We start from the raw sequence: 26,309 nt of genomic DNA, 5'->3' as shown, positions 1-26,309 counted from the left end.
ATGTCAACAACGGCGGCGACATCGCCCTGGCGCTCGGCCACGGCGCGCGGTTCGCCATCGGCATCGTCGCCGACCCGCGCGACGGCCGCGTGGTCGGCCGGCTGACCATTGGCCACGGCGACGGCATCGGCGGCATCGCCACCAGCGGGCGGCACGGCCGCAGCCTGTCGCTGGGCATCGCCGACGCGGTCACGGTCCTGGCCGCCGATGCCGCCGCGGCGGATGCCGCCGCCACCCTGATCGCCAATGCGGTCGACCTGCCCGGCAGCGCCAAGGTCCACCGTGTACCGGCGCAGGCGGTGGCATGCGACAGCGACCTGGGCGACCGGTTGGTGACAGCGGGCGTCGACCCGCTGTCGGCCGACGAGGCGGACCGGGCGCTCGCCCGCGGCGCCGACGCCGCCCGCGCGATGCTGGCCCGCGGCCTGATCGCCGGCGCCGCCCTGTGCCTGGACCGCCGGGTCGCGACCGTCGGCGGCGAGGGCCGGTTCGTGCCGGACGCGCCGCAGCTTCACTGACGCCACACGCCGACAACGGAGGACGCCCGACATGCCCGAGATCAGGATCCGCAAGACGCTGTTGACCGTGGAGGAAATCTTCCACGAAGGCGGGCCGGTGGCGGCCCAGCCGCGGCGGCGCGCGGCGGCCGCAGCGGTGATCGCCAACCCGTTCGCAGGACGCTATGAGCCCGGCATCCAGGGCTTCATGGAGGACCTGAAGGCGCTGGGCGCGCTGCTGACCGACCGGCTGATCGCCGCACTGGGCGGCGACGTCTCGGTCATCGACGGCTATGGCAAGGGCGCCATCGCCGGCGAGGCCGGCGAGCTGGAGCATTGCGCGCTGTGGCACGTGCCCGGCGGCTATGCGATGCGCGAGAAGCTGGGCGAGTCCAAGGCGATCGTGCCGTCGGCGAAGAAGGTCGGCGGCATCGGCGCCCGGCTCGACATCCCGCTCGGCCACATCAACGCCGCCTATGTGCGCAGCCATTTCGACGCGATGGAGATGGGCGTGCCCGACGCGCCGCGGTCTAACGAGATCGTCTACATCCTGGCGATGGCCTGCGGCCCGCGCATCCATGCCCGCGTCGGCGGGCTGGAGGCGAAGGACGTCAAGGGCCTGGACGGGCTGCGGTGAGCGCAGACGCGACCGCCGCCGCCGACCGCGCGGTCGACGCCTACCGGCTGGACGACCAGGTCGGCTTCCTGCTGCGGCTGGCCAACCAGCGCCACACCACCCTGTTCGCCGAGCGGATGATCGGCGAGCTGACGCCGACCCAGTTCGCCGCCTTGGCCAGGCTGCACGAGGCGGGCGCGCTGTCGCAGAACGAGCTCGGCCGGATGACGGCGATGGATGCGGCGACGATCAAGGGCGTCGTCGACCGGCTGCGCGAGCGCGAGCTGGTCGCCAGCGCGCCGGACGCCAGCGACCGCCGCCGGCTGAGCCTGACGCTGACCGAACGCGGCCGGCGGCTGGCCCGGGCAGCGATTCCGGTGGCGGCGCGGATCACGGCGGAAACGTTGCAGCCGTTGCCGCCGGCCGACCGCGCACGCTTCGTCGCGCTGCTCGCCCGCCTGGGCTAGGATCGGCCGCATGAGCCAGCCCGTCATCGCCGGCGTCGACGTCGGCGGCACCTTCACCGACCTCGTGCTGATCGGCGCCGACGGGTCGGTGCGGCTGGCCAAGACCCCGACCACCGCCGACAACCAGGCCGGCGGCGTGCTCGACGCGCTGGACCAGGCCGGCGCGGTGCTGGCCGACACCGACCTGATCGTGCACGGCACCACCACCACGACCAACGCGGTGCTGGAGCGCAAGCTGGCGCGCACCGGCATGATCACCACCCGCGGCTTCCGCGACGTCATCGAGGTCGGCCGGCGCACCCGGCCGCAGCCCTATGGCATGACCGGCCGCTTCGTGCCTGTGATCCCGCGCGACCTGCGGCTGGAAGTGACCGAGCGGGTCGACGCCACCGGCGCGGTGCTGCAGAAGCTGGCCGAGGACGAGGTGCGCGCCTGCGCCCGCGCCCTGCTGGCCAGGGGCTGCGAGGCGCTTGTGGTCCACTTCCTGCACGCCTATGCCAATCCGGAGCACGAGCGGCTGGCGGCGCAGATCGCGGCCGAGGTCTGGCCGAACGCCTATATCACCGCCGGCCATGCGCTGCTGTCGGAATTCCGCGAGTTCGAGCGCGGGGTGACCGCCAGCGTGAACGCGGCGGTGCAGCCGATCCTCGACCGCTATGTCAGCCGGCTGCAGGCGGAGCTGACCGCGCGCGGCTTCCGCCGCGACCTGCTGGTGATGAACGGCAACGGCGGCATGGTGCCGGCGCGCGACGTGGCGCGCGAGGCGGCGAAGACGGTGATGTCGGGCCCCGCCTCCGGCGTGATGGCCGCCGCCTATACCTGCAAGCGCGCCGGCATCGCCGACGTCATCACCTACGACATGGGCGGCACCTCCAGCGACGTCGCGGTGATCCGCGGCGGCGTGCCCGCGGTCAGCGGCGAGCTGGAGATCGAATATGCGATGCCGATCCACGTGCCGATGGTCGACGTGCACACCATCGGCTCCGGCGGCGGCTCGATCGCCCGCGTCGACGGCGCCGGGCTCCTGCAGGTCGGGCCGGAAAGCGCCGGCGCCCGGCCCGGACCGATCCACTACGGCCGCGGCGGCGAGCGGCCGACCATCTCCGACGCCAACGTGGTGCTCGGCCGGCTGAGCCCGGAGCGGTTCCTGCCCGGCGACGGCTCGCTGACCCTCGACCACCTGCGGGCGCGGCTGGTCGAGGCGGTCGGCCGGCCGCTGGGGCTCGACGCCGAGCGGGCCGCCGCCGCGATCCTGCGCATCGCCGACATGAAGATGGCCGGCGCGATCCGCATGGTGTCGATCGGTAAGGGGCTGGACCCGCGCGACTTCGCGCTGTTCGCCTTCGGCGGCAGCGGGCCGCTGCACGCCACCGCGCTGGCCGCCGAGCTGGGCATCCCGCGGGTGCTGGTGCCGGCGCGGCCCGGCATCACCAACGCGCTGGGCTGCGTGGTCGCCGACTTCCGCCACGACTTCGTCAACACCGTCAACATGCCGCTCGACAACCTGGAGCTGGGCCTGATCCGTGCGATCTGGGAGGACCAGGTCGCCCAGGGTGCCCGCGCGATCGCCGAGGCGCCGGTGCCGGTCGAGAACGTGCAGATCCTGCACGCCGCCGACATGCAGTTCGTCGGCCAGACCCACCTGCTGCGGGTCGAGGTGCCGTCGGCCGCCGTCGACCAGGCCGAACTGCAGGCGCTGTTCGCCGCCGCCTACGACCGCCGCTTCCGGGTCGAGCTGCCGGAAATCCGGGCCAACCTGGTCAACCTGGCCACCTCGGTGATCGGCGCGCGGCCGCCGGTCGACCTCGCCAGACTGATCGACCCGGCCGGGCGCCGGGACAGCGCCGCCGCGGCGCAGACCGGCAGCCGGCCGGTGTGGTTCGCGTCCGGCACCGCCGACGGCGCCTGGCACGACACGCCGGTCTACTGGCGCGACCACCTGCCGCTCGATCCCGCGCTTGCCGGCCCGGCGGTGATCGAGCAGATGGACACCACCGTGCTGGTCGAGCCCGGCTGCACGGTCGGCGGCGACGCCGACGGCAACCTGATCGTCGCCGTGCCGCCGGCGGGGAGGCCCTGAGCATGGACGCCGCCAACGCGCCCGACCCGATCACCCTGGCGGTGATCCAGAACGGCCTGCAGCAGGTCTGCAACGAGATGGACCTGACCTTCTCGCGCGCCGCCTTCTCGCCGGTGATCGCCGAGGCCAACGACCGCTCCGACGGCATCTACGACGCCGACACCGGCGCGCTGATCGCCCAGGGCGAGCTGGGGCTGCCGGTGTTCGTCGGCACCATGCAGGAATCCACCGCGACGCTGATCGCGTTCATCCGCGACGGCCGCGCCGGCGCGCCGGCGCCGGGCGACATCTACATCGTCAACGACCCCTATCTCGGCGGCACCCACCTGATGGACGTGCGTTTCGCCATGCCGTATTTCCGCGACGGTCGCCTGTTCGCCTGGCTGTCGAACACCGGTCACTGGCCCGACATCGGCGGCGCGGTGCCCGGCGGCTTTTCCGCCAACGCCACGGCGGTGGAGCAGGAAGGGCTGCGGCTGCCGCCGGTGAAGCTGTTCAAGCGCGGCGCGCTCGACCGCGAGATCTACGCCATCATCGCCTCCAACATCCGCATCGCCGACCAGCGCATCGGCGATGTCAAGGCGCAGGCCGCCGCGCTCCGCGTCGGCCAGGCCCGGCTCGACGCGCTGCTCGATCGCTATGGCGACGAGACGGTACGCGCCGCCATCGCCGAGCTGCGCCAGCGCGCCGCGGCGCAGATGCGCGCCTGCATCGCCGCCATCCCCGACGGCACCTACGAAAGCGTCGCCCATGTCGATTCCGACGGCGTGGTCGACGTTCCGCTGGAGATCCGGCTGGCGGTGACCAAGCGCGGCGGCGACCTGTGGTTCGACTTCGCCGGGTCGAGCCCGCCCTGCGCCGGACCGATGAACTCGGTGATCGCCACCACCCGCTCGTCGGTCTACCTCGCCATGCGCCACATCTTCCCGGAGGTGCCGATCAGCGCCGGCGCGTTCGCGCCGCTGCACGTCGTCGACCCCGCCGGCACCTTTTTGCATGCGGTCTATCCGCGGCCGGTGTCCGGCTGCGCCGCCGAGGTGTCGCAGCGCATCGCCGAGGCGGTGTTCCTGGCGCTGGCCGACGCCCTGCCCGACCGGGTGACCGCGGCGCCGGCCGGCACCAGCGGCAACTTCGCGCTGGGCGGCGTCGACCCGCAGCGCGGCAGCGGCTACGTGATGTACCAGATCTCCGGCGGCGGCTACGGCGGCAACGCCGACCACGACGGGCTGACCAACGGCTGCTCGACCATCGGCATCTCGAAGACTCCGCCGATCGAGGTGATGGAGCAGGTCTATCCGGTGCTGTATCGCGAATACGGCCTGCGCGAAGGCTCCGGTGGCGCCGGCCGCCAGCGCGGCGGCTTCGGCGTGAAATACAGCGTCGAGCTGCGCCGCGGCGAGGCGCAGGCCTCGTTCGTGATGGACCACGGCCGCTTCGGCCCGCCCGGCGCGCGCGGCGGCGCGGCCGGGCAGCCGAACAGCGTCACGGTCGTGCGCGACGGCCAGGCGATGGTGCCGCCGCACCTGTCGAAGGCGCAGGACATCCGCATCCGCGCCGGCGACCGGGTCGAGGTCGGCACCCCCGGCGGCGGCGGCTATGGCGACCCGTTCGCCCGCGCGCCACAGGCGGTGCTGGCCGACGTGCGGCTGGGCTACTACACGCCCGAGCAGGCCCGTGCGCTGTTCGGCGTCGTGCTGGCCGCGGATCGCGCCGCCGTCGATGACGAGGCCACCGCGGCGCTGCGTGCCGCCCACGAGGCCACCGCGCCGTCGCGCGCCGCGCGGGACTGACCGCCGCTGCGACAGCCGGCCGGGTTGCCTGCCGGCCGCCCGCATGGTCAGATCGCACGCAAGAGTCTCACCAGGGAGGATTCCAGATGGCTGATCGGCCACCCTATCGCGCCGACCAGGTCGGCAGCCTGCTGCGGCCGCAAGCGGTGAAGGACGCCCGCGCCGCCCGCGAGGCCGGCACGCTGGACGCCGCCGGGCTGCGCGCGGTCGAGGACGCGGCGATCCGCGACGCGGTCGCGCACCAGTGCCGGGTCGGCCTGACCGGGGTCACCGACGGCGAGTTCCGCCGCGCCTTCTGGCACTTCGACTTCCTCGGCCAGCTCGAGGGCGTCGAGCTGCGCCAGGGCGAACGCGCCATCCAGTTCCACGGCATCCAGACCAAGGCGGTCAGCATCGCGGTCACCGGCAAGGTCGGCTTCGGCGACCACCCGATGCTGGCCGACTTCCGCTTCCTGAAGCAGGCGGCCGACGCACACGGCGCGGTGGCGAAGATGACGATCCCGGCGCCCAGCGTGCTGCACTTCCGCGGTGGTCGCGCCTCGATCAGCAAGGACGCCTATCCGGACATGGACGCTTTCTTCGCCGACACCGCCGAGGCCTATGCCCAGGCGGTGCGCGCCTTCTACGACGCCGGCTGCCGCTATCTGCAGTTCGACGACACGGTGTGGGCCTATCTGTGCTCGGAGAAGGAGCGCGAGGCGGCGCGCGCCCGCGGCGACGACCCGGAACCGCTGCAGATCGCCTATCGCGACATGATCCGGCACGCGCTGGCGGCCAAGCCGGCCGACATGACCATCACCACCCATGTCTGCCGCGGCAACTTCCGCTCCAGCTGGATCTCCGAGGGCGGCTACGAGCCGGTGGCCGAGGTGCTGCTGGGCCAGACCGGCTATGACGGCTTTTTCCTCGAGTACGACACCGAGCGGGCCGGCGGCTTCGAGCCGCTGCGCTTCCTGGCCAAGGGCGACCAGCGGGTGGTGCTGGGCCTCGTCACCTCCAAGTTCGGCGAGCTGGAAGCCGAAGGCGCGATCGAGGCGCGGATCGAGGAGGCGACCAAGTATGTCGCGCTCGACCAGCTCTGCCTCAGCCCGCAATGCGGCTTCGCCTCCACCGAGGAGGGCAACATCCTCAGCGAGGACGACCAGTGGGCCAAGCTGGCCCTGGTCACCGCGACGGCGAAGACGGTGTGGGGCGCAGCCTAGCACCTCTGCGTCGACGTCACCGTCCGGCTGCCGACTTCCGCCTCGTTCCCTGTTGACAGAAATGGAAAATTGTCGACAGCGTTGCGGCATTGTCGGTCATGACAGTGGGATCTGAGGGACCGAGACGATGGCGGGCAGCCAGGATTACGTCGCCGACACACGCAACAGGGACGTCGAGATCTACCTGAACGGGGAATTCGTTCACCGCGACAAGGCAATGGTTTCGATATTCGACGCCGGCTGGATTCTGGGCGACGGCATCTGGGAGGGCTTGCGCAACCACGGCGGCCGCCTTGCCTTCATGAAGCGGCATCTCGACAGGCTGTTCATGGGGGCCAAGGCGATAGACCTTGAGATCGGCATGACGCGGGCCGAGGTGCGGCAGGCGCTGGAAGCGACGCTGGCGCACAACGCCATGACAGGGGAAGAGGGGGTTCACGTCCGCCTGATGATCACCCGCGGCCTGAAGAAGACGCCCAACCAGGATCCGCGACACACCATTTCCAAGCCGACCGTGGCGATCGTGGCCGAGTTCAAGACCTTCGACCCCGCCATCCTGAAGACCGGGCTGACCCTGTTCACCTCGACCTTCCGCTGCGCACGGGCCGACATGTTCGACATGCGGCTCAACACGCACAGCCGGCTCAACCTGATCATGGCTCTGACCCAGGCGATCAAGGCCGGCGCCGACGAGGCGCTGATGCTCGACGATCGCGGGTTCGTCGCGAGCTGCAACGCGACCAATTTCTTCATCGTGAAAGACGGGAAGGTCATGACCTCGACCGGCGCCAATTGCTTCAACGGCATCACCCGCGCCAACATGATCGAGCTCTGCGCCCTGCTCGATATCCCGTGCGAGCAGAGGGACTTCTCGCTCAGCCACGTTTACGACGCCGACGAGGCGTTCGCGACCGGGACCTTCGGCGGGCTCACGCCGGTCGCCGAGGTGGACGGGCGCAAGATGCCGCACATCATGGGCCCGGTCTCGACCCGGCTCCGCGAGGCCTATTTCGAATACGCCAAGACGGCGGAATGACGCGCGATGGGCGACGCCATCCCCAACAAGGCCAGGCAGACGATGGCGGATACGCTCACGGTGGAACTGCGGGCCTATATCCTGACCGGCGCAGTCCAGCCCGGCCAGCCCCTCCGCGAGGAAACGCTCGGCGCCAGATTCGGCTGCGGGCGCGGCCCGGTCCGCGAGGCGCTTTCCCGGCTGGCGGAACGCGGCTTTCTGGTCAAGCAACCCTTCTCCGGCTATGCGATGCGCGACCTGCGCGTGACCGATATCCGCAGCTACTACAAGGTGCGCGAAAGCATCGAGTTGCTGGCCATCAGAAGCTGTTGGCCGCTTCGCGATCGCAGTTTTCAGAGCAACCTGCGCCGCCTGCATGGCCGCCTCGTCGCGGCCGTCGAGGCGGGCGAGGCGATCCGTTCGGTCGACGCCGAGGCGGATTTCCATGCGGCCGTCTACGTCGCCTCGGGCAATGAACCCCTGCTGCGCTGTTGGGAACTGCTCGCCTGCTATCGGGATCTCTACTACGTGACGCTCAACCGGCTGCGCCAGGACGGCCGCTTCCTGCCGGCACCGATGAGCGCGTCGCACCAGAGGCTGCTGGACGTGCTGATCGGCGACAGCCTCGAGGCCGCGCTGCAAGCGACAGTCGAGCATCTCACGATGGGGCTGGAGCAGTTCGAGCGCGCGCACGAGGAATACACCGATCGGATCGATCAGCTGCGCTGGTCTCACGACCCGCCGGGGCGGAGTCAAGGCAACGGGCACGTCGCACGCCGCGGCGGCAAACGAGGCGCGGACGCTGGTTCAAGGGGGAGCTGAGCGCGACCAAGAAGAACATGCCGTCAAGGCGGAAGCACTGCATGCAATATCCGCAAAAGCAATGACAGGAGGCTGATCATGAAACTGTTCAAGACGGCGAGGGCAACGGCGGCGGCCGCCATGCTCGCAGCGTTGCCCGTGACCGCGGCCAACGCGCAGGACAGCCTGGAACAGGTGATCGACAGCGGCGTGCTTCGCATCGGCGTCGCGCAGTCGCCGCCGTGGTTCTTCAAGACGTCCAGCGACGCCGAGTGGACCGGCGTCGGCGTCAGCATCGGCAGGCAGATGAGCGAGGATCTCGGTGTCGACCTCGCGTTCGTGGAGACGACCTGGGGCAACGCCGTCGCGGCACTGCAGGCCGACCAGATGGACCTGATGTTCATTCTCGACGCCACGCCGCAGCGGGCACTCGCCGTCGACTTCCCGACGGCGCCGTCGATCTACTACGCCATGGCCGTCATGCATAACGAGGACATGGCGGTGACGAGCTGGGAAGCCTTGAACAACCCCGACGTCAGCATCGCCGTGGCGCAGGGCTCCGCCATCGACAGCTTCATCTCCGACACCATGCCGAACGCGGAGATCCAGCGTTTCGCCGGCCTGCCGGAAGCCGTCGCCGCCTTCCAGTCCGGTCGCACCGATCTGGTGGCGATGTTCCACCCCGCGCTGATCTCGTTCCGCCAGCAGCTCGGTTATGGCGAGATCACGCTGCCCACGCCGGTCTTCGCATCCGCGTCCAGCGTCGGCGTGCGCCCGATGGCCGACAAGGCCTTCCGCGACTGGGTGAACACGGCAATCGCCTACTACTACAACACCGGCCGGACCCAAGGCTGGTTCGAGGACACGCTGGACACGCTCGGCGTCGATCCGGACAGCGTTCCGCCGATCCAGCGCGAGCTCTGGCGCTAGCCGCCACGTGAGGCGCCGCGCCACGGCGCGGCGCTTCCCAACCGCGACGCTCAAGCTGGTCCGATGGGTTACGACTGGAAATTCGGCCCCGTCTTCCGCAATTTCGACGTGCTGCTTGCCGGACTGGGCAATACCTTGCTGGTCACCGGCATTTGCCTGGTCTTCGGCCTGGCGCTGGGACTGCTGATCGCGCTGCTGCGGCTCAACAGGCACCGTCTTGTCTCCGCCCCGGTTGGCTTCGTCATCGACTTCCTGCGCATCGTCCCGCCGCTGGTGCAGTTGATGTGGGTGTTCTTCGCGCTGCCGATCCTGATCGATGTGCGCATGACGCCGTTCATCGCCGCCTGCGTGACGCTTTCGATCCAGTCGTCCGCCTTCTTCGCCGAGGTCATCCGCGGCGGCATCATTTCCATCGAGAAGGGGCAGTGGGAAGCCGCGCGCGCCCTGGCCATGCCCAAGGCTACCATGATGCGCCGGATCATCCTGCCGCAGGCCATCGGCCGGATGACCCCGACCCTGCTCGAGCGCGCCATCGAACTGCTGAAGACGACCTCGCTGGTCAGCGCCGTGTCTTATGCCGACCTGCTGTTCCGGGCGACGCAGGTGTCACAGGAGATCTTCCGTCCGCTCGAGACCTTCACCGTGGCCGCGGCCCTGTACCTCGCGGTCATTCTGCCCGGCAGCATCGCGGTAAGGCTGCTCGAACTGCGGATGGCGCGCAGCGGCATCGCCACCGTGGCCTAGCCGGTAGGGGGACGCAGGCCGGATGTATGAGTTCAACTTCCAGTACATCCTGGACAACCCCGGCTTCCTGTGGTCCGGGTTGCAGCACACCCTGCTGCTCTATGCGAGCTCGGTTGCCATCGGCCTGGTCCTGGGCATGGCGATCGGCTTCGGGCGCTACAGTTCCAATCGGCTGTTCAGGTGGCCGGCCACCGTCTGGGTCGAGCTGTTCCGGAACACGCCCGTGCTGGTCCAGATGATGTGGTTCTTTTTCGCGCTGCCGGTGCTGGTGGGTTTCTCCATCCCGGCCTATGTTGCGGCCACGTTGGCCCTGTCGGCCAACGGGTCGGCGAACGCGGCCGAGATTTTCCGGGCGGGCATCCAGTCGATCCACAAGGGCCAGTGGGAGGCCGCGCGGTCGCTGGGCATGCCCTACAACAGGATCATGCGCCGCATCATCCTGCCGCAGGCGATCCGGCGCATGATGCCAGCCTTTTCGAACCGGGCGATCGAACTGGCCAAGATGACCTCGCTGGCGGCCACCATTTCCTATGCGGAGCTGTTGTACGAGGCGCGCCTGTTGAGCTCGATCCGGTTCAACCCGATCGAGGCCTTCACCGCCGTCGCCGTGCTGTTCTTCGTCGTGCTCTATCCGCTGACCCGGCTTATCGCACGCTTCGAAGTCGACGCGAGATTCTGAGCGATGGCGCCGATCCTCCGGATTGTCGGCCTGCACAAGCGTTTCGGCGACCACGAAGTGCTGAAGGGCATCGATCTCGACGTGCACGAGGGCGAAGTGATCGTGGTGCTCGGGTCCAGCGGCTCCGGCAAGTCGACGCTGCTGCGTTGCATCAACCACATGGAGATGCCCAGCGCCGGCCACATCGAGATCGAAGGCGAACGCCCGGACGAAGGCAAGGTCCCCTACAGGATCACCGAACGCAACCTGCTGGCCCTGCGGCGCAAGGTCGGCATGGTCTTTCAGCAGTTCAACCTGTTCCCGCACATGACGGCGATCCAGAATGTCATGGAGGCGCCGCGTCAGGTCCTGGGCATGTCGGCCCAGGACGCCAAGGCGCTGGCCATGGGCCTGCTGGCGCGGGTCGGGCTGGAAGGCCGCGAAGACGTGCATCCGATCCGGCTTTCCGGGGGCCAGCAGCAGCGCGTCGCCATCGCCCGCGCATTGGCGATGAACCCGAAGGTCATGCTATTCGACGAGGCGACGTCATCGCTCGACCCCGAACTGGTGGGCGAGGTGCTCAAGGTGATGCGCGGCCTGGCCGAAGACGGGATGACGATGGTCGTCGTCACCCACGAAATCGGCTTCGCCTATTCGGTCGCCGACCGGGTCATCTTCCTCAACGATGGCAGGATCCTCGAGCACGGCAAGCCGTCTGAGATCCTGGTCAGGCCGCAGACGGAGCGATTCAGCCAATTCCTGAACGTCTTTCGCGAGTTCAACGTCCCAACGGCAGAGTAGCGCGGCCGGTCTCGGCGCCGACCCGGCGCGGAGCCGCGCGGCGCCCTCGGATATTCACGCCGCCGGCCGGGTCGGCGACCACATCCTGACCCCGCCCCTGGCCTCGTAGCCCATCCCCTGCGGGTAGTGGTACAGCTCCATGAAGTTGCCCCAGGGCGTCAGGAAATAGACCCACCACAGGCCGGCCAGGTCGCCGTCGGCGATGTGCATCGGCTCGTCCAGCACCTCGACGCCCTCGGCGCGCAGGTGGCGGACCGCGGCGTGGATGTCCTCGACATGAAAGGCGACATGGGCCGCACCGTGATCGCAGGTCTGCGGCATCTGCCGCTTCTGCTCCGGCGCGGTCCATTCCAGCAGCTCGATGTTGGAGCCCATGCCGCAGCGCATGATGCAGACCTTCACGGTCGCGCGCGGGTGGGTCTTGAACCGGCGCACCATCAGGTCGCCGGCGTCGCCGAACGGCGCGGTCCAGGCGACCGGCTCCGCGCCCAGCACCCGCTGGAACCACGCAACCGCCTGTTCCAGGTTCGGAACCGTCAGGCCGACATGGTCCGCCCCGGTGAAGCCGGCCTTCAGCCGGTGTCCCTCAGCCATGCTTGCGTCCTCCCTCACCATGCATTCGGTACTTGCCGAGCGGCCCGACCGCGCCCACTCCCTCCCGCCTCTCCCACCCCGCCCGCGGCGCGTGAGGGAGAATGCGCGGCCTACGTCTCGAACCCCAGGTCCGGCCGCGGGATCGCCGCGGTGGTGTCGGGGTCGAACAGGTGGACCTGGCGCATGTCGACGGCCAGGCGCACGGCCTGGCCGGGATCGGCGTGGAAGGCGCGGCCGAGCCGGGCGGAGACCTCGCGGTCGGGATAGCCCAGCGGCGCGCCGACCAGGATCACCTCCGGGCCGACCATTTCCGCCGCGCTGGCAGTGACCTGCAGCACCGCCGGGCTGCCAGGCGCGGCCTCGTCCAGGTCCTCCGGCCGGATGCCGAGCACCACAGCACGGTCGCGATAGGGCGCGTAGGCCGCGGCGAATTCCGCCGGCAGCGGCAGGCGCGCGGTACCCGCCTCCACCGCCAGGCCGTCGCCGGGTGCTGCGACCAGCCGCGCCGGCAGCAGGTTCATCGGCGGGCTGGCCAGGAAGCCGGCGACGAAGACGTTGGCCGGGTTGCGATAGACCTCGCGCGGCGGGCCGACCTGCACCACCCGGCCCTGGTGCATGATGCAGATGCGCTGGCCCATCGTCATCGCCTCGAGCTGGTCGTGGGTGACGTGGACGATGGTGGTGCCGAGCTGGCGGTGCAGCTTGACCAGTTCCAGCCGCATGGCGGTGCGCAGCTGGGCGTCGAGATTGCTGAGCGGCTCGTCGAGCAGGAAGCCGCGCGGCTCGCGGATCAGCGCCCGGCCCAGCGCCACCCGCTGGCGCTGGCCGCCGGACAGCGCGCCGGGCTTGCGCCGCAGCAGGTCCTCGATGCCCAGCATCGCCGCCGTCGCCTGCACCCGGCGCGCGATCTCCGCCGGCGGGGTGCCGCGCAGCCTGAGCCCGAATCCCAGGTTGCGCGCCACGTTCATGTGCGGATAGAGCGCGTAGTTCTGGAACACGATGGCGAGGTCGCGGTCGCGCGGGTCCGTCTCGTTGACCCGCTCGCCGTCGATCAGCATGTCGCCGGAGGAGATGGTCTCCAGCCCGGCGATCATCCGCAGGGTGGTCGACTTGCCGCAGCCGGACGGGCCCAGCAGCACCATGAACTCGCCGTCGGCGATCTCCAGGTCGACGGCGTCCACCGCCGTCACGCCGCCGGCGAACACCTTCGACACGCGTTGCAGGCTGATCGCCGCCATCTCAGCCGTGCCTCCCGACCTGGCAGCCGCGCCGGATGCGCCATCCGCAACCAAGCGGGCGGGCGAAGGGTGTTTGCGCCGGCATGGTCAGGTCCGCTCCCGCATCGCGCGGAACAGGCCGAGGGTCAGCACGATCACGATGACCATCAGGATCAGCGCCATCGCCGCGGCCTCGCCCAGGTTGAGGCGGGCGAAGGCGGAGCGGTAGATGTAGTAGCTGATCAGGTCGGTCGCGTCGCCGGGCCCGCCGCGGGTCATGATGTAGATCAGGTCGTAGGTCTTGATCGCGAAGATCAGCCGGATCAGCAGCGTCACCGCGATCACCGGCCGCATCAGCGGCAGGGTGATGAACCAGAAGGTCTGCAGCGTGCCGGCGCCCTCGGCGCGCGCCGCCTCGAACGGCTCGGTCGGCAGCGCCGACAGGCCGGCGGTCAGCAGCACCGCCATGAACGAGACCTGGTGCCAGATGTCGACCAGCACCACGGTCCAGAACGCGTTGGTCGGCTGGCCCAGCCAGTCCACGTCGGGAATGCCGAGCCCGCCGAGCAGCCAGTTGACGATGCCCAGCGTCGGGTGCAGCAGCATGCGCCAGATCAGCCCGACCACCACCGGGTTGATCAGCAGCGGGATCAGCAGGATCAGGTAGTAGACGTTCTTGCCGCGCTTCACGGTCGACAGCATCAGCGCGACGACGAAGCCGATGACGAACTCCAGCGCCACCACCGCCACCACGAAGAAGGTGGTGACCAGCATGGCGTTGGCGAACTCCGCGTTGTCGATGGCGCTGGCGAAGTTGTCGAACCAGATGAACGTGTCGAAGGTCATGTTCATCATGGTGTAGTCGAACAGGCTGGTCGCCAGCGCCAGCGCCACCGGCGCCAGGATGATCGCCGCCAGCACCAGCACCGCCGGCGCCGCCATGCCATAGCCGAAGCGCCGGTCGCGCGCGGCGAGGGTCGGGGCGAACAGGGACGGCGCCATCGCGGTCAGCAGGCCCTGGCGCCCATTCCCCCGCCGTCATGCCCGGGCTTGTCCCGGGCATCCGCGCCGCCCGGCACCCGCAGGCGCACGGGCGCCGTCCGCGCGGGTCCCGCGCGGCGTGCAGGCGTGGACGGTCGGAACGCGCCCGACCATGACGACGGAGGGGTTGGCACCTGTCGAGACCGGTTCGGGCGATACCGCGCCCTTACTGGATCTTGCCGTCGCGACGGGCCAGCTCGGTGAACTCCTCCTGGATCGTCGCCAGCGCCTCCTCGGCGGTCTTGTCGCCGACCACCGCCAGCGAAAGCTCGCGGCCCATGATGTCGACCAGTTCGGGCGTGTAGGTGAACACCGGGAAGTTGTGGCTGGTGTCCAGCAGCGCGCGCAGCGCCGGGTAGTAGGGGTACGTCGCGTTCAGCTCGGCATCGTCGAACACGTCGAAGCGGGTCGGCGAGCCGCCGAGCATGGCGCGCTGCTTGGCCACGTCGAAGGATTCCACCCACTGCAGGAACTGCCAGGCCGCCTCCGGGTCGGGGCTCGACACCGGGATCGCCCAGCCCCAGGCGCCGTTCAGCCCGCCGTTCGGCACCGGCGCCAGCTCCATCTTGCCGACCACCGCCGACTGGTCGGGATCGTCATAGGCGGTGCGGAACATGTTGTAGGTCAGATAGCTGTAGGCCTGACCCTGGGCGGCAACGTTGAACGCCTCGTCGAAGCCGAAGCTGGCGGCGCCGACCGGACCGAACTGCTCGATCATCATCTTGTAGTCCTCGAGCGCCTGCACCGCCTCCGGCGTGGTCAGCGTCGGGTTCCAGTTGTCGTCGTAGAACCGGCCGCCGTTGGCGAACAGGTAGTTCGACCACTCCATCGCGATCGGGTCCGGCCGCAGGCCCTGGTTGACCACGCCGTAGAAGCCGGCGTCCTTGTCGGTGAAGAACGCGACCTGGTCCTTGTATTCCTGCCAGCTGGTCGGCACCTGCAGCGGCATGCCGTATTCGGCCTGGAACGCGGCCTGGTTGTCCGGGTCGTCGATCAGGTCCTGCCGGTAGGTCAGGCCCATGGCGTAGTTGTAGAACGGCAGCATGTAGGTGACGCCGTCGACCCGGCCGACCAGGTCCATCAGCGACGGCACATAGACCGAGGTGTCCATGCCGGCCGCGGCGATGCGGTCGTCCAGCGGCTGCAGCCAGCCGGCCTTGGTGAACTCGCCGACCCAGTAGAAATCGACCACGATCACGTCGTAGCTGCCCTCGGGCGCGACCAGCTGGGGCACCAGCTTGGGGTGCATCTCGGCATAGTTCACCACCTCGATCTCGACCTCGATGCCGGTCGCCTCGGTGAATTGCGGCACCACCTCCTGGATGAAGCGCGTGTCGGGCACGCTCTCCATCAGGATCGAGATCGTCTCGGCATGCGCCAGCGCCGGCGTCGCCAGCATCGCCGAAGCCATCAGCAGTGTCTTGGTTCGCATTGTCGGTCTCTCCCCCTTCGCTGCGCGCTGGTCGGACGGGCGCCGCGCGCGATACGCCCTATTTCACCGCCCCAAGGGCCAGGCCCTTGATCAGGTACTTCTTCAGGAACGGCAGCAGCACGAACACCGGCGTGATCGAGAAGATCGTCGCCGCGGCCAGCAGCGCGATCTCGACCCCGCGGTGGGTCTCAAGCGCCGACAGGCCGATCGGCAGCGTGGCGGTCGCCTTGCCGGACAGCACCAGCGCATAGAGGAACTCGTTCCACGACAGGATCAGGCCGAGCAGCCCGGCGGCGACGATGCCGGGCGCGGCCATCGGCACGGCGACCAGCAGGAACGCCTGCAGCCGGGTGGCGCCCTCGACCCGTGCCGCCTCCTCCACCTGGCGGGCGTCGCCCTCGAAGAACGAGACCAGCATCCAGCCGAGGAACGGCAGGTTGATGGTGACATGGGCCAGGATGATGCCGAGGTGGTTGTTGATCAGGCCGACGGTGAGGAACACCGAGAACAGCGGCAGCACCAGGATCACCGGCGGCAGCATCTGGCTGGCCAGCACGGTGATGCGCAGGCCCATCCCGCCGGTGTTGAACCGGCAGAAGGCGTAGGCCAGCATCGTCGCCAGCGGCAGCGCGATCGCGGTGGAGCCGACCGCGACGATCAGGCTGTTGAGGAAGAAGTCGCCGAACGGGTGCTCGACGAAGATGTCGACATAGTTGTCGACCATCGGCTCGGTCCACTGCGGCGGGATCATGTAGGCGTTGAGCTTGTTGGTCAGGCTGGTGCGCAGCACCCACAAGAGCGGCAGCAGCAGCGAGGCCGAGAACAGGATCAGGATCAGGTGCGGCCCGACCGTCTTCACCGCCCGCTTCGCCGCGCGCACGGCGGGATCGGGCCGGCGCGCCGATGCCGGCGGGCGGGCTACGGTCTGCACGCGCAATCGACCCGAGCCCGGAGTGCCGTCGTTGCGGGCCGCCAGCCGGCGGCGCGGCAATCAAGGCCAACCGCACAGACGGCGCAGGCCACGGCCCGTGATTGCCGCGTCGCTTCGCTGCGCGCATTGACGGCGTGGTCGTTCCTCTTGCCCGCTACCCCATGTAGACGCCTCCGGTGACGTTGACGGCCTGGCCGGTCATGAAGCGGGCGGCGTCGCTGGCCAGGAACACGACCACATCGGCCACGTCCTCCGGCTCCTCGATCCGGCCGAGCGGGGTGGCGTCGATATAGCCCTGGCGCACCGCCTCCGGCGCGATGCCCCTGAGCTCGCCCTCCCAGACGATCTCGCGCTCCTGCATCGCCGTGCGGACATAGCCGGGGCAGACGGCGTTGACCCGGATGCCATCCTTGGCCACCGCCTTGGCCACCGCCTGGGTCAGGCCGACCACGGCGAACTTGCTGGCGGTGTAGTCGGCCAGGATGGCGTCGCCGACCTTGCCGGCCAGCGAGGCGGTGTTGACGATCGCGCCGCGCCCGCCCGCCTTCAGCATGCGTCGCACCGCCTCCTGGTCGGTCAGGAACACGCCCTTGGCGTTGATGTCCATGTTGAAGGCCCAGTCGGCCTCGGTCAGGTCGAGGAAGCGCTTCATGCGCGAGACGCCGGCATTGGCGCAGACGGTGTCGATGCCACCGAACGCCGCCTCGGCGGCATCGAAGCCGGCGGCGATGCTGGCGGCGCTGGTCACGTCGATGCGCGCGGCGATGGCGGCCGCGCCGATCTCGCCCGCGACCCGCTGGGCCGCGTCCGCGTCCATGTCGGTGACGGCGACGCGCGCGCCGGCCCTGGCCAGCGCATGCGCGATCGCACGGCCGATCCCCGCCCCCGCCCCGGTCACCAGGGCCCGGCGGCCGGCCAGATCATAGTGGCTCGGCATCGTTTCTCTCTCCCCGGCGCCGATGCTACGGGCGATGCCGCGGCCTGGCAAGCCGGCGGGACCGCGCGCCGCATGCCCGGCCGCACCGCGGCGGCGTCAGTGCATCACCGCGTCCGCGCCGGTGACGACGTCGAGCAGCTCGGCCGTCACCGCCTCCTGGCGGCCGGCCCGTTCCGCGCGGACCAGCCCGGTCAGCCGGTCGTCGATGTTGCGGTCGGCCTGCTGCATGGTCCACAGCCGGGCGCCGTTCTCGCTGGCCAACGCCTGCATCAGCGCGAAGGCGATCTCGGCCAGCAGATACTCGCCGGTCAGGCCCTGCAGCAGCGCGGCCGGATCGAGGTGGTGCAGCACGGCGGCGCCGTCGCGCCCGTCGGCGAGCAGCGCCGGGTCGAGCGGCAGCACCGGGCGCACCGCGACCGCGAAGCCGGCACGGTCGGGCCGGGCGTGAACGATGCGCACCCGGGCGCCGTCGGCGACCGCCACCGCCACGGCGCGCGCCAATGCCAGCACGCCGCCGACCCGGGTCGCCATCGGCAGGCTCCAGGCCGGTTCGATCCCGCGCTCGGCCGCGGCGGCCGCCCCGCGCCTGCCGACCAGGCCCAGCCGTGCGGCACCGCGCTCACGCTCGGCCAGGTCGAGCAGGCGGCGGTCGAGCGCGCCGGTGAAGCCGTGCTCCGACAGCACGACGACCAGCCAGTCGGCGCCCTCCGGCGTGCCCGCAGCCGGCGGCAGCGGGTCGAGGCCGTCGCCGACCAGCGCGGTCGTCTTGCCGATGGCGCCTTCCACCACCGCGGCATAGCGGCCGATGGCACCGAGCGCGGCGTCCGCTTCCTGCATATGGGCGGCGGCCAGCGCGCGCATGGCGCGGAACAGGCCGCGCAGCTCGCGCAGGCTGGCGATGCGCGCCTGCAGCCGGGCGACATCCTCCATCGCCGCTAGCCGGGCGCGAGTGTGCCGGCATAGGCGGACAGCGCCTGCAGCAGCACCGGCCGGTCCTCGTCGGCGACTGCCGCGCTGGCGTCGATGCGGGCGACGACCTGCGGGCAGGCGGCGGCCAGCCGGTCGGCGAGGCCGGCCTTGAACGTCTCCACCGCCGCCGGCGACAGCGGGTCGAGCACGCCTTCGCGCACCGCCAGCAGCAGCGCCGCCATCGCGCCGACGCCGAGCGGACGGTATTGCGGCTGGGCCAGGATCGCGCGGATGCGGTTGCCGTGGGCGATGCGGGCGCGGGTCCGCTCGTCGGTCATCGCGCCGAAGCGGGTGAAGATCTCCAGCTCCAGGAACTGGGCGTAGTCCAGCTTCAGGCTCTCGGCCAGGCTGCCGATCGCCGGCGGCTGGGTCTTACCGCCGACCCGCGACACGCTGAGCCCGACGTTCACCGCCGGCTTCTGGCCCTCGTAGAACAGCTTCGGCTCCAGGTAGATCTGGCCGTCGGTGATCGAGATCAGGTTGGTCGGGATATAGGCGCTGAGGTTGCCGGCCTGGGTCTCGGCGATCGGCAGCGCGGTCAGCGAGCCGCCGCCGAGGTCGTCCGAAAGCCGCGCCGCCCGCTCCAGCAGCCGGGCGTGCACATAGAAAATGTCGCCGGGATAGGCCTCGCGCCCGGGCGGCCGGCGCAGCAGCAGCGCGATCTGGCGATAGACGATGGCGTGCTTGGTCAGGTCGTCGAAAACCAGCAGGGCATGCTGGCCCCGGTCGCGGAAATACTCGGCGATGGCGCAGGCGGCATAGGGTGCGATCCACTGCGCCCCGGGCGGCGCGCCGGCGCCGGCCACCACGAACACGCAGCGCTCGAAGGCGCCGTGCCGGCGCACCGCCTCGATGATGGCGGCGGCGGTCGAAGCCTTCTGGCCGATCACGGCATAGACGGAGACCACGTCGGAGCCGCGCTGGTTGATCACCGTGTCGACCGCGATCGCGGTCTTCCCGGTCTTGCGGTCGCCGATGATCAGCTCGCGCTGGCCGCGGCCGAGCGGGATCATCGCGTCAACAACGGTGATGCCGGTCAGCAACGGCTGCGTCACCAGCGCCCGGTCGACGATGGCCGGCGCCGGCCGCTCGATCGGCAGGCTCTGCGTTGCCGCCGGCGCGGGCCCGCCGTCCAGCGGCGCGCCGGTCGGGTCGATCACCCGGCCCAGCAATTCGGGCCCCACCGGCACCCGCACCACCGTGCCGGTGCCGCGCACCTGCGCGCCGGCGACCACCCCGGCGCCGCCGCTGAGCAGCACGCAGCCGACCGCGCCGGCGTCGACCTGGAACGCAAGCCCGAGCGAGCCGTCCTCGAACGCCAGCACCTCGTCCAGCCGGGTCCACGGCAGGCCGACCACCTGGGCGACGCCGTCGCCGACATGGCGGACCGTGCCGACGTGGTCGACCGCGGCCGCCGGCACGAACCGGTCCAGCGTCGCCGGCGCCCGGCCGAGCCAGACGGCGAGATCGTCAGTCAGCGTGGGCATGGGCCAGCAGCGCCGAGCGCGCCGCCTCCAGCTGGTCGGCCCAGCCGCAGCCGATCACCGTGTGCGGGAAGTGCAGTGCCGCCCCGCCGATCAGCGCCGGGTCTTCGTCGAAGCCGACCGCCAGGTCGGCACCCAGGTCGCGGCGCAGCGCCGCGGTCCAGCGCGCCCGCGCCGGCGCGTCCAGCGGCACCGCCGTCGCCACCGTCACCCGGAAGCCGTCGTCGGCGAGTTCCCCCTGGAGCCTGCGGCGGTCGGAATCGGGCATTGCGGCCAGCGCCTGCTCGATCCGGGCCAGGAACACCGCGTCGGGCGTGGCGGGCGCCAGGTCGCGCAACAGTGCCGCCGCCATGCCGGCCGCCAGCCCGGCGACGGCGCCCTTGGTGTCGTGCAGGGCGGCGCGGCGCTCCTCGGCCAGCGCGTCGCGGCCGGCGGCGCGCAGCCGCTCGGCCTCCGCCTGCGCCGCAGCCAGCACCTGCGCCTTCTCCGCCGCCATCTCGTCGTGGGTGGCGTCGCGCATGCGCCGACGCTCGTCCTGCAGGCCGGCGAGCCTTGCCGCATAGTCGGCCTTGGCCGCCTCGCCCTCGGCGCGGACCTGCGCCGCCTCGGTCATTGCCGCCTCCGCCGCCGCCTTGCGCCGGGCGATCACCGCCTGCACCGGGCGATAGAGGAAGCGGTGCAGCAGCCAGACCAGGACCAGGAAGTTGACGACCTGGAGGCCGAGCGTCCACCAGTCGATCTGCATGGTCAGGCGGCGAAGGGGTTGGCGTAGAGCAGCAGCAGCGCGACGACCAGGCAGTAGATCGCCATGGTCTCGATCATCGCCAGGCCGACGAACAGGGTGCGGGAGATCGGCCCGGCGGCCTCCGGTTGGCGGGCGATCGCCTCCATTGCCGCGGCGATGGCGCGGCCCTCGCTGAACGCAGGCCCGATCGCGCCGAACGAGATGGCGACGACCGCTCCGATGATGCTGAGCGCGTGGATGTCCATGTCAGGTGCTTTCCGTCTTTGGCTGGGCCTTCATTCGGCCTGGACGCTGCCGATCGCCGCGCCGAGATAGACGGCGGCCAGCACGGTGAAGATGTAGGCCTGGATCAGGCCGATCAGGATGCCGAGCAGCAGGAACGGGATCGGCACGAACAGCCCGGCGAGCAGTGCGACGATGGCGATGACGATCTCGTGACTCATCATGTTGCCGAACAGACGGATCATCAGCGAGAAGGTGCGGGTGATCTCGGCCAGCACGTTCAGCGGCAGCATCAGCGGGCTGGGCCGCAGATAGTGGGCGAGATAGCCGCGCAGGCCCTTGCCGCGGATGCCGAAATAATGGACCGAGAAGAACACCACCAGGGCCAGCGCCGCCGGCGTCTCGATGTGCGCGGTCGGCGCCTGCACCCCCGGCAGCACCGCCGACAGGTTGGCGAAGGCGAGGAACAGGAACAGCGTGGCGAGCAGCGGCAGCAGCCGCGCGCCAGGCTTGCCGGCGATGTCGGAGACCTGGGTGGCGATGGTCTCGACCACGATCTCCAGCATCGCCTGTACCGGGCCGGGATCGAGCCGGGGCCGGCGCATGGCCAGCCACGCGCCGAGGCCGAGCGCCGCGACGATGCCCCAGGTCGTGGCCACGGCACGGCTGATCGGCACCGGGCCGAGCGCGAACAGGATGTCCGGCTGCAGCGGGTTGGCGCCGTCCATCAGCGCGGCCCCGCCAGGCGGCGGGCGAGCAGCCCGGCTGCGGTGAATCCGCCGGCGCCGGCCAGCAGCGCGCCGCCGCCCCATCGCGCCAGCAGCCAGAACACCGCGACGGCCAGCGCGACACGCAGCAGGCCGAGCCCGAACATCGCCGTCACGCCGCCGGCGGTTGCAGTCAACGCCGCCACCGCACGGTGCAGCAGCCCGAAATAGGCGGCGCCGAGCGCGAGGCCGACCAGCGCCGCGGCGGCGATCTCCAGAGGCAGCAACCCGTTCATTTCTCCCCCATCCTGCGCCAGGCGAGCCAGCTGCCGACGGCGACGCCGGCGACGATCAGCGCGCCGGTCCAGAAGATGCCGGTGCCGTAGCGGTCGTCGAGCCAGCGGCCGAGCGCGACGCCGCCCAGGGTGGGCAGCACCACCAGCCAGCCGAGCGCGCCGATCATCGCCAGGTTGCGGCCGAGCGAGCGTTCGCCGGTCTTTTCCCAGAAGTCGCGCCGCCGCTCGCGCTGGCGCACGGCGTCCTGCATGGCGCGATCCGCGTCGCGCCGATCGTCGCCGTCGTCGACAGCCGGGGTCACGGCTGCAGGTCCGCGCCGTCGGCCGCGGCCGGCCGCTCGGCCACCTGGCCGGAGCGCAGATAGCGGTCGAGCGCGCGGATCGCGGCCAGATGCATGCGGGCCGAAGAAGTCCGCGCCGCCGCCTCCGCCTCGGCATCGCTGCGCAGCCGGTCGAGTACCGCCGCGCCCAGGCGCTGCAGCGTGTCCTCGCCGACCGCCTCGCGCGTCACCACCGCGACGGTGCCGCCGCCGACGCTCAGCACGCCGCCGCGCACCGCGACGTGATGTTCCGCGCCGGCGCCGTCGCGCCAGGTCAGCACGCAGACCTGCAGCACGGTGACCAGGTCGGCATGGCCGGGCAGGATGCCGAAGGCGCCGGTGGCGTCCTCGGCGCGGACGTGGCGGACGCCATCGGCGTCGACCACCACCGCCACCGGCGTCGTGACCACCAGCCTCACGCCGCAGCCTCCGCCGTCCGGGCGGCCGGTGCGTCGGGCAGCCTGCCGATCATGTACAGCGCCGTCTCGTCCCAGTCGTCGGCGGCGCCGTCGAGGATCGCCCGGCAGCCCGCCAGCGTGTCCGCCAGCGGCACGCTGACCCCGGCGTGGCCGGTGAATTGCGCGGTGACCAGGAACGGCTGGGTCAGGAAGCGGATCAGCCGGCGGGCGCGCTCCACCGCCTGGCGGTCGGCGCTGCCGAGTTCGTCCATGCCCAACAGCGCGATGATCTCCTGCAGCTCGCGATAGCGCTCGATCAGCCGGCGGGCTTCGTCGGCGACCGCATAGTGTTCGGCGCCGACCACGCGCGGATCCAGCATCACCGAGGTCGAGGCCAGCGGGTCGACCGCCGGATAGAGCCCCTGGCTGGCCATGTCGCGGCTGAGCACGATCGACGCGTCGAGGTGGGTGAAGGTCTCTGCCACCGCCGGATCGGTGAAGTCGTCGGCCGGCACGTAGACCGCCTGGATCGATGTCACCGCCGCGCCCTTGACCGAGGCGATCCGCTCCTGCAGGTCGGCGATCTCGGTGCCCAGCGTCGGCTGGTAGCCCATCCGCGACGGCAGCCGGCCGAGCAGTCCGGACACCTCGCCGCCGGCCTGGGCGAAGCGGAAGATGTTGTCGATCAGCAGCAGCACGTCGTGGCGGGCGACGTCGCGGAAATACTCGGCGATGGTCAGCGCGGTCATGCCGACGCGCCAGCGCGCGCCCGGCGGCTCGTTCATCTGGCCGAACACCAGCGCGGTGCGCGCGAGCACGCCCGAGCGCTGCAATTCCAGCCACAGTTCGTGGCCCTCGCGCGAGCGCTCGCCGATGCCGGCGAACACCGAGGTGCCGGCATAGCGTTCGACCGTGGTGCGGATCAGCTCCATGATCAGCACCGTCTTGCCGACGCCGGCGCCGCCGAACATCGCCGCCTTGCCGCCGCGCGGCAACGGCGCCAGCAGGTCGATCACCTTGATGCCGGTCTCGAACAGGGCGCGCTCCGCGTCCTGCTGGCCGAGCCCCGGCGGCGGCCGGTGGATCGGCAGCCGCGGCACGTCGGCCGGCAGCGGCGGGCCATGGTCGATGGGGTCGCCGAGCACGTTGAGCAGCCTACCGAGCACCGCCTCGCCGCCCGGCACCCGGATCGGCCCGCCGGTGTTGCGGGCGGCGACGCCGCAGCGCAGACCGCCGGTTTCCTGCAAGGCCACGCCCAGCACGGTGCGCTCGTCCTTGTGCTGCTGCACCTCGACCACCAGCCGGTGCGGGCCGTCCCAGTCGATCTCCAGCGCCGTGTCGAGCGGCGGCAGCGCGCCCGGCGGGAAGGCGACCTCGACCACCGACCCGCTGACCGCGACCACCTCGCCGTCGGCCGCGCCGGCGGCCCCGATGTCCGCGTCGGCGGACATGCGCCGAACCGGCGGTCGGCCCTATCTGCGCGGCTTGGTGACCGCGTCGGTGGCGTCGCGGGCGGTGTCGGACGCCATCGTCATCAGCTTCTGCATCTCGTCCATGTACTGCTGAGACGCGGTCTGGAAATACTCGGTGTAGACCTTCTGCATGTCCTGGAAGCTGGTCGACTGCATCAGCTTCTGCTGGGCGGCGAGATCGGCGCTGAGCCTGGCGCTGACGAAATCGAAGATCTCCTTGTTCAGGGTGGCGCCCGCCTCCAGCATCTTGCGGCCGACCTCGGCCATCGATTCCATGCCGCCGGCGCCCAGGTTGCCGAACTGCGCCAGGTCGAACGGCATCCCCATGTCGGCTTTCTTGCCCGCTTGCGTCATCGTCGGTCTCCCTCGCTACGCTGTTGCCGATCCCGTTCCGCCTCCTCGCGGTCGACTGTACAACCATTAGCCGCCGCCGTCCGCCCCGCGTTGATTCCGGTCAATCCCGCCACGCGGGCCAATCGCTCAGGCCGCGTGCCCGGGTTTGCCGGCCGGGCGGCCCCGGCGATGCTGGACGTAGAGCAGCGCCAGCGCGCAGGAGGCCAGCCGTGCCAGGGTTCCGTCGGCCCGGCTGGTCAGCACGATCGGCACGCGCGCGCCCAGCACGATGCCCGCGGCTTCGGCGCCGGCCAGATAGACCAGCTGCTTGGCCAGCATGTTGCCGGCCTCGAGGTCCGGCACGATCAGGATGTCGGCATCGCCGGCCACGTCGCTGACGATTCCCTTGGCCGCGGCCGCCCGCTTGGAAATCGCGTTGTCGAAGGCGAGCGGGCCGTCGAGCAGGCCGCCGGTGATCTGGCCGCGGTCGGCCATCTTGCACAGCGCGGCTGCCTCGATGGTCGAGCCGACCTTGGCATAGACGGTTTCGACCGCCGACAGGATCGCCACCTTCGGCGCATCGATGCCCAGGGCGTGGGCGAGGTCGATGGCGTTCTGCACGATGTCGCGCTTCTGGTCGAGGTCGGGCGCGACGTTGATCGCGGCGTCGCTGATCAGCAGCGGCTTCGGATAGGACGGCACGTCCATCACGAAGATGTGGCTCATCCGCCGTTCGGTGCGCAGCCCGAGATCGTGGTCGACCACCGCGCCCATCACCTCGTCGGTGTGCAGCGCCCCCTTCATCAGCGCCGCGGCCTTGCCGGCGCGGACCAGCGCCACCGCCTGGGCGGCGGCGGCGTGGCTGTGCGGGGCATCGACGATCTCGACGTCGCCCAGGGTGCGACCGGCCTCCGCCGCCGCCGCCGCGATGCGCGCGCGCGGACCGACCAGCACCGGCACGATCAGCCCTTCGCTCGCCGCCTCCAGCGCGCCGACCAGCGAGGCCTGGTCGCAGGGGTGGACGACCGCGGTGCGGATCGCCGGGCGGTCGCGGGTCGCATCCATCAGCGCGGCGAAGCGGGCGCCGTGCGGGTGCAGTTCGACTTCGGGCACCAGCACGCGCGGGCGGCGCACCTTGTCGGCCGGCGCGATCACCAGTGCCACGCCCTCGATGACTTTGGTGCCGTCCTGGTTGATGCACAGGCAATCCAGCGTCACGTGCCGGTTGGCGGGATCCTTCGCCTTCACCGTCACCCGCACGGTGACGGTGTCGCCCAGCCCGACCGGGTGGCGGAAGTGCAGGCTCTGGTCCAGGTAGATCGTGCCCGGGCCGGGCAGCTCGGTGCCGAGCACGGCGGAGACCAGCGCGCCGCCCCACATGCCGTGCGCCACGACGCGGTGGAACATGTCCGAGCGGGCATATTCCGCGTCCATGTGCGCAGGGTTGACGTCGCCGGACATCGCCGCGAACAGCGCGATGTCGCGCTGGTGCAGCGTGCGGGACAGCTCGGCGGTGTCGCCGACCTGGATCTCGGCGAACGTCCGGTTCTCGATGAACTGCATCCCGCGGTTCCCTGTCAGCATGCGAGCGTCGCCCCGCGATCATGGAC

At 70.8% G+C, this 26,309-nt stretch carries 29 protein-coding genes; 12 read left to right on the top strand and 17 right to left on the bottom strand.

Going from position 1 to position 26,309, the window contains the following annotated elements:
- The 12 genes from R3F55_25370 to R3F55_25315 all read left to right on the top strand — a co-directional run.
- Positions 1-518: UPF0280 family protein (locus R3F55_25370; protein ID MEZ5670707.1), on the top strand; the 518-nt coding region annotated here is incomplete at its 5' end.
- Between the two features lie 31 nt (positions 519-549).
- Positions 550-1,134 (top strand): amino acid synthesis family protein, encoded by a 585-nt coding sequence (locus R3F55_25365; protein MEZ5670706.1) that lies wholly within the window; start codon positions 550-552, stop codon positions 1,132-1,134.
- Positions 1,131-1,580: a MarR family transcriptional regulator gene (locus R3F55_25360; protein ID MEZ5670705.1), complete on the top strand. Its 450-nt coding sequence runs from the start codon at positions 1,131-1,133 to the stop codon at positions 1,578-1,580. The genes R3F55_25365 and R3F55_25360 overlap by 4 nt, the downstream gene beginning before the upstream one ends.
- Before the next feature lie 10 nt (positions 1,581-1,590).
- Entirely contained in the window at positions 1,591-3,660 is a 2,070-nt protein-coding gene (locus tag R3F55_25355) for a hydantoinase/oxoprolinase family protein (GenBank protein ID MEZ5670704.1), read from the top strand.
- Positions 3,661-3,662: 2 nt separating this feature from the next.
- Positions 3,663-5,450, top strand: coding sequence for a hydantoinase B/oxoprolinase family protein (locus tag R3F55_25350; protein ID MEZ5670703.1), 1,788 nt, complete (start codon positions 3,663-3,665; stop codon positions 5,448-5,450).
- Between the two features lie 86 nt (positions 5,451-5,536).
- The gene (locus R3F55_25345; protein MEZ5670702.1) at positions 5,537-6,652 is read left to right on the top strand and encodes a 5-methyltetrahydropteroyltriglutamate--homocysteine S-methyltransferase; all 1,116 of its coding nucleotides are present in this window, start codon (positions 5,537-5,539) and stop codon (positions 6,650-6,652) included.
- Positions 6,653-6,779: 127 nt separating this feature from the next.
- On the top strand, positions 6,780-7,688 hold the full coding sequence (locus R3F55_25340; protein ID MEZ5670701.1) for an aminotransferase class IV: 909 nt from the start codon (positions 6,780-6,782) through the stop codon (positions 7,686-7,688).
- A 6-nt stretch (positions 7,689-7,694) separates the two neighbouring features.
- Entirely contained in the window at positions 7,695-8,489 is a 795-nt protein-coding gene (locus tag R3F55_25335) for a GntR family transcriptional regulator (GenBank protein ID MEZ5670700.1), read from the top strand.
- A gap of 78 nt (positions 8,490-8,567) precedes the next feature.
- Positions 8,568-9,398 carry a transporter substrate-binding domain-containing protein gene (locus R3F55_25330; GenBank protein MEZ5670699.1) on the top strand — a complete coding sequence of 277 codons (831 nt, stop codon included), beginning with the start codon at positions 8,568-8,570 and terminating at the stop codon, positions 9,396-9,398.
- 63 nt (positions 9,399-9,461) lie between these two features.
- Positions 9,462-10,142, top strand: a complete 681-nt coding sequence (locus tag R3F55_25325; protein ID MEZ5670698.1) for an amino acid ABC transporter permease — start codon at positions 9,462-9,464, stop codon at positions 10,140-10,142.
- Positions 10,143-10,164: 22 nt separating this feature from the next.
- Positions 10,165-10,821, top strand: coding sequence for an amino acid ABC transporter permease (locus tag R3F55_25320; protein MEZ5670697.1), 657 nt, complete (start codon positions 10,165-10,167; stop codon positions 10,819-10,821).
- A gap of 3 nt (positions 10,822-10,824) precedes the next feature.
- Positions 10,825-11,601, top strand: a complete 777-nt coding sequence (locus tag R3F55_25315; GenBank protein ID MEZ5670696.1) for an amino acid ABC transporter ATP-binding protein — start codon at positions 10,825-10,827, stop codon at positions 11,599-11,601.
- A gap of 54 nt (positions 11,602-11,655) precedes the next feature.
- On the opposite strand, the gene R3F55_25310 is transcribed toward R3F55_25315, so the two are convergent.
- From R3F55_25310 to R3F55_25230, 17 genes are all read right to left on the bottom strand, one after another.
- Positions 11,656-12,195: a VOC family protein gene (locus tag R3F55_25310; GenBank protein ID MEZ5670695.1), complete on the bottom strand. Its 540-nt coding sequence runs from the start codon at positions 12,193-12,195 to the stop codon at positions 11,656-11,658.
- A 110-nt stretch (positions 12,196-12,305) separates the two neighbouring features.
- The gene (gene ugpC / locus R3F55_25305; protein MEZ5670694.1) at positions 12,306-13,433 is read right to left on the bottom strand and encodes a sn-glycerol-3-phosphate ABC transporter ATP-binding protein UgpC; all 1,128 of its coding nucleotides are present in this window, start codon (positions 13,431-13,433) and stop codon (positions 12,306-12,308) included.
- Positions 13,434-13,520: 87 nt separating this feature from the next.
- Positions 13,521-14,414: a sugar ABC transporter permease gene (locus tag R3F55_25300; protein ID MEZ5670693.1), complete on the bottom strand. Its 894-nt coding sequence runs from the start codon at positions 14,412-14,414 to the stop codon at positions 13,521-13,523.
- A 205-nt stretch (positions 14,415-14,619) separates the two neighbouring features.
- Positions 14,620-15,885 carry a sugar ABC transporter substrate-binding protein gene (locus R3F55_25295; protein ID MEZ5670692.1) on the bottom strand — a complete coding sequence of 422 codons (1,266 nt, stop codon included), beginning with the start codon at positions 15,883-15,885 and terminating at the stop codon, positions 14,620-14,622.
- 58 nt (positions 15,886-15,943) lie between these two features.
- Complete coding sequence (locus tag R3F55_25290; protein ID MEZ5670691.1) at positions 15,944-16,765, bottom strand: carbohydrate ABC transporter permease; 822 nt, start codon at positions 16,763-16,765, stop codon at positions 15,944-15,946.
- A 205-nt stretch (positions 16,766-16,970) separates the two neighbouring features.
- Positions 16,971-17,753, bottom strand: coding sequence for an SDR family NAD(P)-dependent oxidoreductase (locus tag R3F55_25285; GenBank protein MEZ5670690.1), 783 nt, complete (start codon positions 17,751-17,753; stop codon positions 16,971-16,973).
- A 96-nt stretch (positions 17,754-17,849) separates the two neighbouring features.
- Positions 17,850-18,683: a FoF1 ATP synthase subunit gamma gene (locus R3F55_25280; protein ID MEZ5670689.1), complete on the bottom strand. Its 834-nt coding sequence runs from the start codon at positions 18,681-18,683 to the stop codon at positions 17,850-17,852.
- Positions 18,684-18,688: 5 nt separating this feature from the next.
- Positions 18,689-20,209, bottom strand: a complete 1,521-nt coding sequence (locus tag R3F55_25275; protein MEZ5670688.1) for a F0F1 ATP synthase subunit alpha — start codon at positions 20,207-20,209, stop codon at positions 18,689-18,691.
- On the bottom strand, positions 20,193-20,951 hold the full coding sequence (locus R3F55_25270) for a F0F1 ATP synthase subunit delta (GenBank protein ID MEZ5670687.1): 759 nt from the start codon (positions 20,949-20,951) through the stop codon (positions 20,193-20,195). The genes R3F55_25275 and R3F55_25270 overlap by 17 nt, the downstream gene beginning before the upstream one ends.
- 2 nt (positions 20,952-20,953) lie before the next feature.
- Positions 20,954-21,196: a F0F1 ATP synthase subunit C gene (locus tag R3F55_25265; GenBank protein ID MEZ5670686.1), complete on the bottom strand. Its 243-nt coding sequence runs from the start codon at positions 21,194-21,196 to the stop codon at positions 20,954-20,956.
- Between the two features lie 30 nt (positions 21,197-21,226).
- On the bottom strand, positions 21,227-21,901 hold the full coding sequence (atpB, locus tag R3F55_25260; GenBank protein ID MEZ5670685.1) for a F0F1 ATP synthase subunit A: 675 nt from the start codon (positions 21,899-21,901) through the stop codon (positions 21,227-21,229).
- Positions 21,901-22,176 (bottom strand): ATP synthase subunit I, encoded by a 276-nt coding sequence (locus R3F55_25255; protein MEZ5670684.1) that lies wholly within the window; start codon positions 22,174-22,176, stop codon positions 21,901-21,903. The genes atpB and R3F55_25255 overlap by 1 nt, the downstream gene beginning before the upstream one ends.
- Positions 22,173-22,478, bottom strand: coding sequence for an AtpZ/AtpI family protein (locus R3F55_25250; GenBank protein MEZ5670683.1), 306 nt, complete (start codon positions 22,476-22,478; stop codon positions 22,173-22,175). Before R3F55_25250 ends, R3F55_25255 begins: the two co-directional genes overlap by 4 nt.
- On the bottom strand, positions 22,475-22,915 hold the full coding sequence (locus R3F55_25245) for a F0F1 ATP synthase subunit epsilon (GenBank protein MEZ5670682.1): 441 nt from the start codon (positions 22,913-22,915) through the stop codon (positions 22,475-22,477). Before R3F55_25245 ends, R3F55_25250 begins: the two co-directional genes overlap by 4 nt.
- Complete coding sequence (atpD, locus tag R3F55_25240; protein MEZ5670681.1) at positions 22,912-24,345, bottom strand: F0F1 ATP synthase subunit beta; 1,434 nt, start codon at positions 24,343-24,345, stop codon at positions 22,912-22,914. Before atpD ends, R3F55_25245 begins: the two co-directional genes overlap by 4 nt.
- Before the next feature lie 21 nt (positions 24,346-24,366).
- A complete protein-coding gene (locus tag R3F55_25235) occupies positions 24,367-24,720 on the bottom strand; it encodes a phasin family protein (GenBank protein MEZ5670680.1) in 354 nt (117 codons plus the stop codon).
- 126 nt (positions 24,721-24,846) lie between these two features.
- Positions 24,847-26,262: a bifunctional enoyl-CoA hydratase/phosphate acetyltransferase gene (locus tag R3F55_25230; GenBank protein MEZ5670679.1), complete on the bottom strand. Its 1,416-nt coding sequence runs from the start codon at positions 26,260-26,262 to the stop codon at positions 24,847-24,849.
- Between the last annotated feature and the right edge of the window lie 47 nt (positions 26,263-26,309).

The organism is Alphaproteobacteria bacterium (genome assembly GCA_041396705.1).
Classification (GTDB): Bacteria; Pseudomonadota; Alphaproteobacteria; order CALKHQ01; family CALKHQ01; genus CALKHQ01.
This window is presented reverse-complemented; position numbering and strand designations above follow the sequence as displayed.

What these genes read in the sequence shown, in the direction of transcription:
- R3F55_25365 (MEZ5670706.1), top strand. Translation starts at nt 550, where the DNA reads ATGCCCGAGATCAGGATCCGCAAGACGCTGTTGACCGTGGAGGAAATC.
- R3F55_25355 (MEZ5670704.1), top strand. Translation starts at nt 1,591, where the DNA reads ATGAGCCAGCCCGTCATCGCCGGCGTCGACGTCGGCGGCACCTTCACC.
- R3F55_25350 (MEZ5670703.1), top strand. Translation starts at nt 3,663, where the DNA reads ATGGACGCCGCCAACGCGCCCGACCCGATCACCCTGGCGGTGATCCAG.
- R3F55_25345 (MEZ5670702.1), top strand. Translation starts at nt 5,537, where the DNA reads ATGGCTGATCGGCCACCCTATCGCGCCGACCAGGTCGGCAGCCTGCTG.
- R3F55_25340 (MEZ5670701.1), top strand. Translation starts at nt 6,780, where the DNA reads ATGGCGGGCAGCCAGGATTACGTCGCCGACACACGCAACAGGGACGTC.
- R3F55_25335 (MEZ5670700.1), top strand. Translation starts at nt 7,695, where the DNA reads ATGGGCGACGCCATCCCCAACAAGGCCAGGCAGACGATGGCGGATACG.
- R3F55_25330 (MEZ5670699.1), top strand. Translation starts at nt 8,568, where the DNA reads ATGAAACTGTTCAAGACGGCGAGGGCAACGGCGGCGGCCGCCATGCTC.
- R3F55_25325 (MEZ5670698.1), top strand. Translation starts at nt 9,462, where the DNA reads ATGGGTTACGACTGGAAATTCGGCCCCGTCTTCCGCAATTTCGACGTG.
- R3F55_25320 (MEZ5670697.1), top strand. Translation starts at nt 10,165, where the DNA reads ATGTATGAGTTCAACTTCCAGTACATCCTGGACAACCCCGGCTTCCTG.
- R3F55_25315 (MEZ5670696.1), top strand. Translation starts at nt 10,825, where the DNA reads ATGGCGCCGATCCTCCGGATTGTCGGCCTGCACAAGCGTTTCGGCGAC.
- R3F55_25310 (MEZ5670695.1), bottom strand. Translation starts at nt 12,195, where the DNA reads ATGGCTGAGGGACACCGGCTGAAGGCCGGCTTCACCGGGGCGGACCAT.
- ugpC (MEZ5670694.1), bottom strand. Translation starts at nt 13,433, where the DNA reads ATGGCGGCGATCAGCCTGCAACGCGTGTCGAAGGTGTTCGCCGGCGGC.
- R3F55_25300 (MEZ5670693.1), bottom strand. Translation starts at nt 14,414, where the DNA reads ATGGCGCCGTCCCTGTTCGCCCCGACCCTCGCCGCGCGCGACCGGCGC.
- R3F55_25295 (MEZ5670692.1), bottom strand. Translation starts at nt 15,885, where the DNA reads ATGCGAACCAAGACACTGCTGATGGCTTCGGCGATGCTGGCGACGCCG.
- R3F55_25285 (MEZ5670690.1), bottom strand. Translation starts at nt 17,753, where the DNA reads ATGCCGAGCCACTATGATCTGGCCGGCCGCCGGGCCCTGGTGACCGGG.
- R3F55_25280 (MEZ5670689.1), bottom strand. Translation starts at nt 18,683, where the DNA reads ATGGAGGATGTCGCCCGGCTGCAGGCGCGCATCGCCAGCCTGCGCGAG.
- R3F55_25275 (MEZ5670688.1), bottom strand. Translation starts at nt 20,209, where the DNA reads ATGCCCACGCTGACTGACGATCTCGCCGTCTGGCTCGGCCGGGCGCCG.
- R3F55_25270 (MEZ5670687.1), bottom strand. Translation starts at nt 20,951, where the DNA reads ATGCAGATCGACTGGTGGACGCTCGGCCTCCAGGTCGTCAACTTCCTG.
- R3F55_25265 (MEZ5670686.1), bottom strand. Translation starts at nt 21,196, where the DNA reads ATGGACATCCACGCGCTCAGCATCATCGGAGCGGTCGTCGCCATCTCG.
- atpB (MEZ5670685.1), bottom strand. Translation starts at nt 21,901, where the DNA reads ATGGACGGCGCCAACCCGCTGCAGCCGGACATCCTGTTCGCGCTCGGC.
- R3F55_25255 (MEZ5670684.1), bottom strand. Translation starts at nt 22,176, where the DNA reads ATGAACGGGTTGCTGCCTCTGGAGATCGCCGCCGCGGCGCTGGTCGGC.
- atpD (MEZ5670681.1), bottom strand. Translation starts at nt 24,345, where the DNA reads ATGTCCGCCGACGCGGACATCGGGGCCGCCGGCGCGGCCGACGGCGAG.
- R3F55_25235 (MEZ5670680.1), bottom strand. Translation starts at nt 24,720, where the DNA reads ATGACGCAAGCGGGCAAGAAAGCCGACATGGGGATGCCGTTCGACCTG.
- R3F55_25230 (MEZ5670679.1), bottom strand. Translation starts at nt 26,262, where the DNA reads ATGCAGTTCATCGAGAACCGGACGTTCGCCGAGATCCAGGTCGGCGAC.